13 protein-coding genes are annotated in these 11923 nt (G+C 63.8%); 4 read left to right on the forward strand and 9 right to left on the reverse strand.

Annotated elements, in window-relative coordinates; all coding sequences use genetic code 11:
* Window positions 1-39: 39 nt before the first annotated feature.
* The 3 genes from AC1DB0_RS20510 to dprA form a co-directional block, all read right to left on the reverse strand.
* Window positions 40-513: a hypothetical protein gene (locus AC1DB0_RS20510; RefSeq protein WP_175171734.1), complete on the reverse strand. Its 474-nt coding sequence runs from the start codon at window positions 511-513 to the stop codon at window positions 40-42.
* Window positions 514-522: 9 nt separating this feature from the next.
* Complete coding sequence (locus tag AC1DB0_RS20515) at window positions 523-1431, reverse strand: hydroxymethylglutaryl-CoA lyase (protein ID WP_054420643.1); 909 nt, start codon at window positions 1429-1431, stop codon at window positions 523-525.
* Between the two features lie 133 nt (window positions 1432-1564).
* On the reverse strand, window positions 1565-2677 hold the full coding sequence (gene dprA / locus AC1DB0_RS20520; RefSeq protein ID WP_346553453.1) for a DNA-processing protein DprA: 1113 nt from the start codon (window positions 2675-2677) through the stop codon (window positions 1565-1567).
* A gap of 250 nt (window positions 2678-2927) precedes the next feature.
* Here dprA and def point away from each other — a divergent pair, with 250 nt between their 5' ends.
* Both def and fmt read left to right on the forward strand, forming a co-directional pair.
* Window positions 2928-3440 carry a peptide deformylase gene (gene def, locus AC1DB0_RS20525; RefSeq protein WP_175171736.1) on the forward strand — a complete coding sequence of 171 codons (513 nt, stop codon included), beginning with the start codon at window positions 2928-2930 and terminating at the stop codon, window positions 3438-3440.
* Window positions 3441-3499: 59 nt separating this feature from the next.
* Window positions 3500-4441 (forward strand): methionyl-tRNA formyltransferase, encoded by a 942-nt coding sequence (fmt, locus tag AC1DB0_RS20530; protein WP_476757526.1) that lies wholly within the window; start codon window positions 3500-3502, stop codon window positions 4439-4441.
* Window positions 4442-4498: 57 nt separating this feature from the next.
* On the opposite strand, the gene AC1DB0_RS20535 is transcribed toward fmt, so the two are convergent.
* Genes AC1DB0_RS20535 through AC1DB0_RS20555 form a run of 5 tightly spaced genes read right to left on the reverse strand, consistent with a single transcriptional unit; the run spans window position 4499 to window position 7532 of the window.
* A complete protein-coding gene (locus AC1DB0_RS20535; RefSeq protein ID WP_175171738.1) occupies window positions 4499-5017 on the reverse strand; it encodes a class IV adenylate cyclase in 519 nt (172 codons plus the stop codon).
* Window positions 5018-5039: 22 nt separating this feature from the next.
* Complete coding sequence (locus AC1DB0_RS20540; protein ID WP_447982774.1) at window positions 5040-5666, reverse strand: pyridoxamine 5'-phosphate oxidase family protein; 627 nt, start codon at window positions 5664-5666, stop codon at window positions 5040-5042.
* Window positions 5667-5680: 14 nt separating this feature from the next.
* Entirely contained in the window at window positions 5681-6307 is a 627-nt protein-coding gene (locus tag AC1DB0_RS20545; protein WP_054420637.1) for an HAD hydrolase-like protein, read from the reverse strand.
* Window positions 6308-6343: 36 nt separating this feature from the next.
* Window positions 6344-6907: a hypothetical protein gene (locus tag AC1DB0_RS20550; protein ID WP_346553456.1), complete on the reverse strand. Its 564-nt coding sequence runs from the start codon at window positions 6905-6907 to the stop codon at window positions 6344-6346.
* A gap of 34 nt (window positions 6908-6941) precedes the next feature.
* The gene (locus tag AC1DB0_RS20555; RefSeq protein WP_476758728.1) at window positions 6942-7532 is read right to left on the reverse strand and encodes an LOG family protein; all 591 of its coding nucleotides are present in this window, start codon (window positions 7530-7532) and stop codon (window positions 6942-6944) included.
* 234 nt (window positions 7533-7766) lie between these two features.
* On the opposite strand from AC1DB0_RS20555, the gene AC1DB0_RS20560 reads away from it, so the two are divergent.
* Window positions 7767-8315: a ferritin-like domain-containing protein gene (locus tag AC1DB0_RS20560; RefSeq protein ID WP_054420634.1), complete on the forward strand. Its 549-nt coding sequence runs from the start codon at window positions 7767-7769 to the stop codon at window positions 8313-8315.
* Between the two features lie 121 nt (window positions 8316-8436).
* Here the strand turns inward: AC1DB0_RS20560 and rimO are convergent, their stop codons facing one another.
* Entirely contained in the window at window positions 8437-9753 is a 1317-nt protein-coding gene (rimO, locus tag AC1DB0_RS20565) for a 30S ribosomal protein S12 methylthiotransferase RimO (RefSeq protein WP_054420633.1), read from the reverse strand.
* A gap of 377 nt (window positions 9754-10130) precedes the next feature.
* On the opposite strand from rimO, the gene AC1DB0_RS20570 reads away from it, so the two are divergent.
* A complete protein-coding gene (locus tag AC1DB0_RS20570; RefSeq protein ID WP_476757527.1) occupies window positions 10131-11846 on the forward strand; it encodes a ShlB/FhaC/HecB family hemolysin secretion/activation protein in 1716 nt (571 codons plus the stop codon).
* The last annotated feature ends 77 nt before the right edge of the window (window positions 11847-11923 follow it).

Here is an 11923-nt window from a genome sequence, read left to right on the forward strand (position 1 = left end):
ATGGGTTGTGCGCGATGGACTTCCACCGCGCGCAATCCATCATCCCCGCCGGTACAACTCAGCAATCTTCACAAACGCGGTACGCAGTTCCCGCGTGCCGCCTTGAATGATCACGGGCTTGCCCCGATGCGTGAAGATCACCAGCCGCTTTGAAAACAGCATCGGTACGAAGCGCGCGGCGCGCACGTCTTCCCATGCCACTTCGCGGCGCGTGAACCAGGTCTGGCGCAGGCCCTTTTCATCGATCGTGGTGATCGACGTCTGCATGTGCCACGACACAAACAGCAGCCCCACGAAACACAGCACCACCACCACGGCCAGCACGGTATCGAACGGCTGCGCGGGCGCGCGGATGGCGGTGGTGACGACCTGCACGCCCAGCACGGCCAGAATCACCCAGGCCAGGATGCGCACCCAGTCGGGCCAAGCCTGGCCCGACAGCGGCAGCGGGCCGATCTCGCGCAGCAGCGCCGCGCGGTCTTCGGTGGACGGGGCAGGGGCAGGCGTCGTCATGCGGCCCGTTTACGCGGCGCGTTTGGCGGCGATGGCGTTGCCCGCGCGGCTGGAACCCTTGCGGTTCAGATGCGCTGACATCCATTGGCCGATATCAACCACGGCGTCAAAGTCCACGCCCGTGTCGATGTCCAGCCCACGCAGCATGTACAGCACGTCTTCGGTGGCGACGTTGCCTGTGGCGCCCTTGGCGTAGGGGCAACCGCCCAGACCCGCGACCGAGGTGTGGAAAATCGAAATACCCGTTTCCAGCGCGGCCAGGATGTTGGCCAGCGCCTGGCCGTAGGTGTCATGGAAGTGGCCGGACACGTGAGCGGGGTTCACCACGCGCGTCACCGCCGTCATGACGTCGCGCACGCGCTGCGGGGTGCCGACGCCGATGGTGTCGGCAACGTCGATCTCATCAACCTGCATGGCCAGATAGCGCTGCGCCACATCGACCACGGCTTCAACGGGGACTTCGCCTTGGTAGGGACAGCCCAGCGCGCAGCTGATGCTGCCGCGCACGCGCATGCCGGCTTCGCGCGCGGCTTGCACCACGGGTTCGAAGCGGGCGATGGATTCGGCGATGGAGCAGTTGATGTTCTTTTGCGAAAACGCTTCGCTGGCGGCGCCGAAGATCACGATTTCGTCAGCGCCCGCGGCCAGCGCGCCTTCAAACCCCTTCATGTTGGGCGTCAGTACCGAGTAGATCGTGCCGGGGCGGCGCTCGATGCGCGCCATCACGTCGGCGCCGTCGGCCATTTGCGGCACCCACTTGGGCGACACGAACGACGCGGCTTCCACGTTGGGGAAGCCCGCGGCGGACAGCCGATTGATCAGTTCCACCTTGATGTCGGTGGGCACGAATTCCTTTTCATTCTGCAGACCGTCGCGAGGCGACACCTCGACGATCTTCACGCGGGAGGGCAAAGCCATGTCTCTTCCTGGTTCGGTATTGGATGGCGCCGCGGGCAACGCGGCGGCGCTATCGGCAATAGTAGCGCCATCGCATGACGGGCTGCTTGGTCCATCGGACGGAGGCTTCGGATGGATGCCGGCGCAAAAGTCCCTACTTCAGACGCTGGTATCGGCCGTCGTCCAGGCGGGCGATGCGGCCCTGCAATTCCAGCTCGACCAGCTGCGCCTGCAAGTCGCCGATATCCAGCCCCGTGCGCGCCTGGATGGCGTCCAGGTGCAGCGGGTCGTAGCCCAGGGCGTCCAGCACGGGATGATCCGGTAACGCGGCCTCGGCCTCGCGCGTGCGGCGCGCGGCAGGGGTGGGGCCGCCACCCAGTTCGTCGGTAATGTCCGCAGCGGTTTCGACAAGCTTGGCGCCCTGGCGGATCAGCGCATGGCAGCCGCGCGACAGCGGCGAATGAATGGAGCCGGGGATGGCGAACACCTCGCGCCCGCTTTCGCCGGCCAGCCGGGCCGTGATGAGCGAGCCGCTTTGCTTGGCGGCTTCGACCACCAGCACGCCGCGCGCCAAACCCGCCACGATACGGTTGCGCTTGGGGAAGTGGGGCGGCAGCGCGCCCGTGCCTAATGGAAATTCAGAGACCAGCGCGCCGTGCGCCGCGATGCGGTGCGCCAGGTCGCGATGGCGGGCGGGGTAGATGCGGTCAATGCCGGTACCCATGACGGCGACCGTGCCCGCGCCATCGCGGCCGGCGTCCAGCGCGCCTTCGTGCGCGGCGGCGTCAATACCCAGCGCCAAGCCGCTGATGACCCGCCAGCCGTGTGCGGCCAGATGGCGGGCGAAGGCGCGGGCGTTTTCCTGGCCGCCGGGCGTGGCGTTGCGGGCGCCCACCACCGCCAGCGACGGGCCTTGCAGAAACGCCGGGTCGCCCGCCACATACAGCAGGATGGGCGGGTCGGCGATGGTCAGCAGGCTTTGCGGATAGGTCGGGTCAGCCAACGTCACGATGTGGCGGCCGGGGCCGCTGACCCATTCCAGCGCGCTCTCCACCAGCGCCGCCATATCGGCCGGCATCGGGGCGGCCAGTTGCCGCGCCAGCGCTTCCGGAATGTGGCGGGAGAGCGCCGTGGCGCGTTGCGCGTAAATCTGCTCGGGCAGGCCCAGCGCGCTCAACAGCGTACAGGCGGTGGCAGAGCCGATGTTGGGCTCGAGCGATAAGCGCAACCAGGCGGACAGTTCGTCGGAAGAATGCGTAAGCGGCATGAGCAGGGACGGCGGGGTAAGGCGAGTCAGGCGTTAAGGGTCTGGCAGTGTCGCATGCGGGGGCAGCGGGGTGCGGGCCAGGCTGGGACAAAACCGTCACCGCAGCGTCGTTGTAAACGCGTCTGAAAAGCAGGGACACAACCGTGTCGACATCAACGGCGCAATGCCTGACTTAGCCGAAAACTATTAGAAATCAAGACTCTAATGAATTAAACTCTTACTCAAACTTTATTTTGGCGATTCCCCTTCAATGGCTTTACTTCCTATCCTTCGCTACCCGGACCCGCGCTTGCACAAAAAGGCCAAGCCGGTAGCCGAAGTCGACGACCGCATCCGCCAACTGGTGCGCGACATGGCCGAGACCATGTACGACGCGCCCGGCGTGGGCCTGGCCGCAACCCAGGTCGACGTGCATGAGCGCGTGGTCGTGATCGACGTGTCCGAAGACAGCAACGACCTGCTGACGCTGATCAACCCCGAGATCACCTGGCACAGCGACGACTACAAGATCTACGAAGAAGGCTGTCTGTCGGTGCCGGGCATCTACGACGAGGTCGAACGCGCCTCGCGTATTCGCTGCAAGGCGCTGGACATCGACGGCAAGCCCTTCGAGTTCGAAGCCGACGGCCTGCTGGCCGTGTGCGTGCAGCACGAACTGGATCACCTGGAAGGCAAGGTCTTCGTCGAATACCTGTCCAACCTGAAGCAGAACCGCATCAAGACCAAGCTGAAGAAGGCCGAGCGCGAAGCGCTGCGCGACTGATTCCCGGGTTGCTTCCCGCGGGTTGCTTCCCAATTTTCCACTCTTTGGTCCGACACCCCATGCGCCTAGTTTTTGCCGGCACGCCGGAATTCGCCCGTATCGCATTCGACGCTTTGCGGGCCGCAGGTCACGAGATTCCGCTCGTCATGACTCAGCCTGACCGGCCCGCTGGCCGTGGCTTGAAGCTGACGCCCAGCCCGGTCAAACAGGCGGCTTTGGACGCCGGTATTCCAGTCGCCCAGCCGCGCAGCCTGCGTCTGGACGGCCGCTATCCCGACGAGGCCGCCGAGGCTCGCGCGTTGCTGGAGCAGATTGCGCCGGACGTCATGGTGGTGGCGGCCTATGGCCTGATTCTGCCGCAATGGGTGCTGGACCTGCCGCGCCTGGGTTGCCTGAATATCCATGCCAGCCTGTTGCCGCGCTGGCGCGGCGCGGCGCCCATCCAGCGCGCCATTGAAGCGGGCGATGCGCAGACGGGTGTGACCATCATGCAGATGGATCAAGGCCTGGACACGGGCGACATGCTGCTGGAACGCGTGGTGCCGATCACCGCTGACACCAACGCCGCGCAACTGCACGACGCGCTGGCCCTGGCCGGTGGCGAAGCCATTGTGCAAGCCCTGAACGCCTTGGCCCAGGGCGGTTTGACGCCAGTGAAGCAACCCGAAGACGGCGTGACGTACGCGGCCAAGCTGGACAAGGCCGAAGCCGCGCTGGACTGCACGCAAGCGGCCGAATTGCTGGAACGCCGCGTGCGCGCCTTCAACCCCGTGCCGGGCGCCAGCATTCGTTTGCCCGGCCTGGCCGACCCGGTGAAGGTGTGGCGCGCGCAGGTGGTTGCGTCTGACGCCACCGGCGAACCCGGCAGCGTGTTGCGTGCCGACGCTTCAGGCATCGATATCGCCACGGGCAGCGGCGTGTTGCGCTTGCTGGAGTTGCAGAAAGCCGGCGGCAAGCGCCAGCCGGTGGATGTGTTCGCGCGCGGCTGGCAACCGGGCTGAACGCTGACGTCTGGCAGTGCGGACCGCTCTGACGGACCCCGACGCTGCCAGCGTGTCTTACGGCTGGCGGCTGGCCAGCAAGTCCAGGTAGGCGCCGGACAGCAGTTGCTTCGCCGACACCCCCAGCCCCTCCATCAAGGTGCGGGCTTCTTCCATGCCATCGCTGGCGCTTTCGCCGTCGCGCAGCACCACTTCCAATTCCAGGAATTCTCCCAGGCCCTCGACGCGGTCCAGGTGGATGCGCGTGCGTCCGGCCATGAACACGACGCGCTGCTTCTTCACGCGGCCGATTGCGCCGTACGCCAGCGTCAGCGCTTCGCGCAAGGTGTCGGGCGAGTCGGTGGGCGAGATCACGTAGAAGCTTTCTTTCGGCCCCTTGTCGTCGGCGCGCTGATAGAAGATAAGCTCGCCCGTGCCATCCGCAAACGCGCGCAGTTTCAGCCGGCCGTGGGTGCAGGCGAAGAAGGTGTCGTCTTGCGCGATGGCAACCGGTTCCTGGCCGGACAAGGCGGCAGCCAAGGGTTCGATGGCGTCCAGGCTATCCACCTGGGCCTTGATTTCCACATTGCGGGCCATGAGCGACACCTCTACGTTGCGATCAGTACAGCGTGCTGGCTACGCGGGCGGGCAAGTCGCGGTCGTAAGTCACGCCATCAAACGTGCCGGCCGTCAGGTCCGACAGCACGCGGCCGACGCTGGGCAAAGCGCTACGCGGCACCTGGGTGGACGCCTCCCACAGCCGCGAACGCAGCAGCGCGCGCGAACACTGGAAGTACACGGTTTGCACATCCACGATCAGCACGGAACGCGGTAGCTTGCCATCCATTTCAAAACGCGCCAGCAAGGCCGGGTCAACGCTGATGCGGGCCGTGCCGTTCACGCGCAGGGTCTCGCCCACGCCGGGTATCAGAAACAACAACGCCACACGCGGATCGGCCAGCACGTTTTGCAGGCTGTCGACGCGGTTGTTGCCGCGGCGGTCGGGCAGCAGCAACGTCTTTTCGTCTTCGACCACCACGAAGCCTGCGGGGTCGCCGCGGGGTGACGCATCCAATCCGCCGGGGCCTGACGTTGCCAGCACGGCAAACGGCGCGGCCTCGATGAAGGCGCGATAGTGCGGGTGCACGTGATCCACTTCTTTCTTCAGCGAGGCTTCGCCGGGCGCGCCGTAGAGCGCCTGCAAGGCATCGGCGTCGGTGATGAGGTGCGCGGGATCAGTGTGCATGGCAAGGTTCCGGTTCAGGCCAGGATGGCGGAAAGGTCGTCGACAGCAAGGAATTGTTCGTCCGGGCCGCGTTCACGCAGCGCGTCCATGTGGTTATAGCCCCAAGCGACGGAACCGACACGCACGCCGGCCTTGCGGGCGGCGTCGATGTCGCGCATCTCATCGCCTACCAGCAAGAAACGTTCCGGCGCGATGGTGTGGCGGCGCATCAGGCGGTCGATCTTGGCGGCCTTGCCGAACAGGTCGGTGCCGCATTCATAGTCGTCAAACAGCGCGGCCGTTTCCGCGCCCAGCACGCGCTGCACATTTTCGATGGAGTTCGAGCTCACCACCGCCAGCCGCATGCCGCTGGCCTTCAACTGCGCGAGCGCGGCAGGAATGCCGTCGAACAGGTGCACGCTGGGGTCGATGTCCTGCATCAGCGTGCGCACGTGCGTCATGATCGACGGCAGCTTCCACAGCGGGATGCCCAGATACTTCAGGATCTCGGAGGCTTCGCGGTGGCGCAGCTGGTCGCGTTCCGACAAGTCGATTTTGCGAAAACCATACTTGTCAGCCACCGTGTTGAGGATGGAATTGAACCAGGGCATGGTGTCCGCCAGGGTTCCGTCGAAATCAAAAGCAGCAAGGTCGTATTTCAAGTAATCAATCCGATAGCCGGCTGGCGGCAAGGCCTACTAGCCGTTGGGGTGAAGCAGATAATGGACGACCGGCGCCAGGCCTTCCAGCGGCGGCGCGCTGGCCACGACGCGGGCAGCGTTGGTCCACGGGTAGTCCAGGCCCAGCAGCCAGCCAAAGACGGCGGGCATGTCGCCGGGCGGCAGCGTCACCATGGTTTCGATGGTGATGGTCAGGTCGGTTGCGCGATACGGTTCGGGCTGGAATTTCCAGTCATAGCGGCCACAGCCCACGCGCACGTTGCCGGTGGCCTTTTCCGTCATGCCGACGATCCAGTCGCATTGGTAATCAGGCAGCCGCTCGCCGGACTCGGGGCGCGACAGGTAGAACGTGTACACGTTCTCGTAGGTTTGGCCGAATTTGCGCACCAACGTGTCGGCAATTGCGGCTGCGCCATGCGATTCGGGCGGGAAGGCAATGGCCTGCGTGCGCAGCGCCATTTTCAGCACGGCGTCGGGGGCGAACGCACGCATCATGAAGTGCGGGCGGTTTTCGTCCTTCGCGTGAAAGTAGTCGCGCAGCACGGATTCGGTGCTGGAAGGGGACAACGAATCAGAGGACATTACGTGGGTTTCCGTCATGGTCTTGATATGGGTGTCAGGCGGCCTTGATGGGATCGAACCATTTCGAGACGTTGGGCGGCTCGTAAATGGCGTAGCGGTCAAGCAGCACGGCCGGGTCTTCTTCCACCACCAGCATGTCGCGATGCTGCGGACGGATGAAGGCTTCGTCGACGGCGTGGTCCACAAACTGGACCAGCGCATCGTAGTACCCCGCAATGTTCAGCAAGCCGCAGGGCTTTTGATGCATGTTCAATTGCGCCCAGGTCCAGACTTCGAAGAATTCCTCAAGCGTGCCGGCACCGCCGGGCAGGGCGATGAAGCCGTCGGCCTTGTCGATCATCATGGCCTTGCGTTCGTGCATGTTCTGCACCAGGTGCAGCTCGGTCAGGCCGCGATGCGCCTGTTCCTTCTTTTGCAGCAACTCGGGAATCACGCCAATCACGCGGCCGCCGCCCGCCAGCACTTCATTGGCGATCACGCCCATGATGCCGACGACCGATCCGCCGTACACCAGGCCCAGATCCCGTTTGACCAGTTCGCGGGCCAGTACGYGGGCTTGCTCGATGTAGTCGGGGCGCGTGCCCGGATTCGAGCCGCAATACACGCAGATGTTCTTCAGAGTCATAAAAGGGTTGCAGATTGCCGGGCCAGTTACAGATTGCGTCACCGGCTTTTCGGGAAGCCGATAGTTTACGCAAGGTTTGACCGAGGGGTTTTCGCCCCTTGGGGGTGACGCAAAACGGGGGCGGGAGCAATGTTTGGACACAGCAAGATCCGCCATGATCGGTAGACTCAATCATTCGGTACGACTGGATATCCAGCGTCGTCGTGCTTTCACTAACCTAGAGGAGCTAACGATATGGAACAAGCAACCCGAAACCCCCGCCCCTTCGACATGGACGTGAAGGCGATACGCGCCAAGGCGCGTCAGGATATTGAATCTGGCGCCGTCACGGACAGCTACCGTGCAGACCGGCAGACCGTGTTGAAACTGCTGAACGAGGCGCTGGCCACCGAGATCGTCTGTGTGCTGCGCTACAAGCGCCACTACTTCATGGCCCGTGGATTGAACGCCGAACCGGTGGCCGCGGAATTCGCCGAACACGCGGCGCAGGAACAGCAGCACGCGGACCAACTGGCCGAACGCATCGTGCAGCTGGGCGGCGAACCGAACCTGTCGCCCAAGGGCATTCTGGACCGCAGTCATTCCGAGTATGTCGAAGGCAATACGCTGGAAGACATGATCAAGGAAAACCTGATCGCTGAGCGCATCGCCATCGACAGCTATCGCCAGATGATCGAATACATCGGCGAACAGGACTCCACCACGCGCCGCATGCTGGAAGAAATCCTGGCGGTGGAAGAGGAACACGCCGACGATATGTCGGACTTTCTGGCCAAGACGTAAGCGAAAGCAGCAATAGGAAGACGGATGCGCGACCGCGCAGACGTAAAAAAACCCGGCCTTGCGAGGCCGGGTTTTGTTTTGGGGTGAAGGCGTTTTTCGCTTTTCGCCTTACCCGCCGTGATCAGATCACGTCGCCCCACAGGTCGTATTCGTCGGAATCCGTGACGCGCACGCGCACCATGTCGCCTGCCTTCAAGGGCTTGTCCGAACTGACGTAGACACAGCCGTCGATCTCGGGCGCGTCGGCGCTGCTGCGGCCCACGGCGCCGTCTTCGTCGACCTCATCAATCAGCACATCGATCTCGCGGCCGACCTTGCGGGCCAGGCGCGCGGTCGAGATGCCTTGCTGCAATTCCATGAAGCGTTCCCAGCGGTCTTGCTTCACGTCGTCCGGCACGGGGTTGTCCAGCAGATTCGCGGGAGCGCCTTCCACCGGCGAATACTGGAAACAGCCCACGCGGTCCAGCTGCGCTTCCTGCATCCAGTCGAGCAGGTACTGGAAGTCTTCCTCGGTTTCGCCGGGAAAGCCCACGATGAAGGTCGAACGAATGGTCAGGTCGGGGCAGATCTCGCGCCAGCGCTTGATGCGCGCCAGCGTCTTGTCTTCAAACGCCGGGCGCTTCATGGCCTTCAGGATGCGCGGGCTGGCGTGCTGGAAGGGAATGTCCAGGTACGGCAGGATCTTGCCTTCCGCCATCAGCGGAATCACTTCGTCCACGTGCGGATACGGGTACACGTAGTGCAGGCGCGTCCAGATGCCCATTTCGGACAAGGCCAGACAGAGCTCGGTCATGCGCGTCTTGACCGGGCGGCCGTTCCAGAACCCGCTGCGGTACTTCACATCCACGCCGTAGGCGCTGGTGTCTTGCGAGATCACCAGCATTTCCTTCACGCCGGCTTTGACCAGGCGCTCGGCTTCGCTCAAGACATCGCCCACCGGACGGCTGACGAGGTCGCCGCGCATCGACGGAATAATGCAGAAGCTGCAACGGTGATTACAGCCTTCCGAGATCTTCAGATACGCGTAGTGGCGCGGCGTGAGCTTCACGCCTTGCGGCGGCACCAGATCCAGATAGGGGTTGTGGTCCTGCTTGGGCGGCGCGGCCTCATGCACGGCGCGCACCACCTCTTCATATTGCTGAGGGCCAGTCACCGCGAGCACGCTGGGGTGCACCTTGCGAATCACCGATTCCTCAACGCCCATACAGCCGGTGACGATCACCTTGCCGTTTTCGGCCAGCGCTTCGCCAATGGCTTCCAGCGACTCCGCCTTGGCGCTGTCGATGAATCCACAGGTGTTGACGACGACGACGTCCGCGTCGTTGTACTCGGGCGTGACTTCGTACCCTTCGGTGCGCAGTTGGGTCAGGATGCGTTCGGAGTCGACCAGGGCTTTAGGACAGCCCAGGCTGACGAAGCCGACTTTGGGGGAAGACATGGAATACCTCGGTGGGCGCGAGCCGGCGCCAATGATCAAAAGCTGCGCAATTTTAGCGCGGGCAGAGCGGGGGCCGTTATTTTAGGGGAAACCGCCGAAAATCAAAGGGTTACTTGCATGGGGCCGGGCGCAATGTGTCCCAGGCGCTGCGGCGCCGTTCCCTGGCAGGGACGGAAAAGTGAAAATCTGAAAATTACTAAAATCCATCAACGTCGCCGAATAGCATTAAAACGTCGTTCAAATATTAGTAAAAATCAGATTTTGACCCATTGCGGCGATTTCTTGTGGTTATTGGCTATCTTGTATCGCAAACTACATCCACATTTAGTTTCATCGAGATAGATGGCGCCCGCGGCTCGCTGCGGCGCCGAACCGTTATGAATTCCCTTTGGTGCCGGCGTGTCGCCGCAAGTATTTTGATCGCGGCGGGCGCTTTTCCCACCGAGCCCATCGCGCAGACTCCGCCGGAAGCGGTGCTGCGACCCGTGGAGGTTGAACGCAGACAAGAGCAAGAACTGGACGCCCAGCGCGCCCGCGCGGCCGAGCGTCCGGACGTCATGTCCTCGGGCGGCGATAGCGATCCGGCCGGGCTGGAGCTGCCCGTTGAGACGCCTTGCTTCGTGATTCGCGATCTGTCCTGGGAGCAAGCCGCGCCGCCCACGGCCATGGCTGAGGCCGCAAGCGGCGTCATCGTCGGCCACTGCGTCGGCGGGCAAGGCTTGCGCCGCTTGCAAGACCATCTGAATGGTTTGCTGATTCAAGGCGGGCAGGTCACCGCGAGGGTCGTCGTGCCTGAACAGTCCCTGGCCGCCGGGGTGCTGACCTTGCGCTACTTGCCGGGCCGCATTTCCGGCGTGCAAGACGAAGGCGCCATCGGCTGGTGGCGCACCGCGATGCCGACTGGCCCCGGCGGCAATTTGAATCAGCGCGATCTGGACCAGGCGTTGGAGAACATTCGCCGGCTTCGCGGCCAGTCCGACGCCGCCATCGATGTCGCTCCGGGCCCGGAACTGGGCGACTCCGACATCATCCTGCGCCCAGGCACCGGCAAACGCTGGCATGGCTATGTGGGCGGCGACAACGGCGGGCTGGATGCCATCGGCAAGTATCAGGTCAACGCCGGGCTGACCCTGGATTCCCCTTTGTTCCTGTACGACCAGCTGTCCGTCGCGTGGAACAGCAACGCGCGCTGGCGCGACGCGGATTCAAACACGCGGGCGGCGTCCATCCACTACAACATTCCGTTTGGCTACTGGGCCGTGTTCGCCAGCGCCAGCAAATCCACCTATCGCCAAGCCGTGGCCGGCTTCGATGAGCCCATCGTCTACGGGGGCACGACCAAGCAGCTGCAAGCGGGCGTGTCGCTGGTGCCTTATCGCGGCGCCGATTACAAGGGCACGGCGACGTTGGCCCTGCTGCGCAAACGCGTTGGCAGCACGTTGAACGATGAGCCCATCGATGTTCAACGGCGCGACGTCACGGGCTACGACTTGAACGTTGCGCACCGCCACTATCTGGGCCGCGCGGTGCTGGACATGGGCGCAGGCGTGCGCGGCACGTTGACCGGCTTGTCCGACCAGCCCGGCTACGTCTACGGCAAGCCCGACTGGAACGGCCGCAGCACCATCGTTGCGGCCAATGCCGGCCTGTACCTGCCGTTCCAGATGGCGGACCAACCCTGGGCCTACCACGTGAACTGGCAAATCCAGCATGCCAAGACGGCTGTGGTGCCCTCGGACTATTTCACCATCGGCAACCGCTATGCGGTGCGTGGTTTCGACGGACAGATGACCTTGGCGGCCGAAGACGGCTGGACGCTGCGCAACGACTTGTCGCTGGGGCTGGACAACATGCTGGGAGCGCCCGGCCATCAACTGTATGCGGGCGTGGACGTGGGGCGCGTGGGCGGCGAATCGGCGCAATGGTTATCGGGGCGCACGTTGGCAGGAGCGGTCACCGGACTGCGCGGGCGCTTATCGGTTCCGTACGTTCAAGCCAGCTACGACCTGTCTGCCGGTTGGCCGCTGAAAAAACCTGAGTCGTTAAAAACCGCCTCTACCGTTTTCGCCGCCGCCTTGATGTTCGAGTTCTGATGCCGCGGCCTTGTGCCGCCGGCTTTCCTGATTGATCTGGTCGACATCGCCCGGGGCTTGTGCCCGGGGCGCGACGG

Source organism: Achromobacter sp. 10T422 (genome assembly GCF_056394065.1).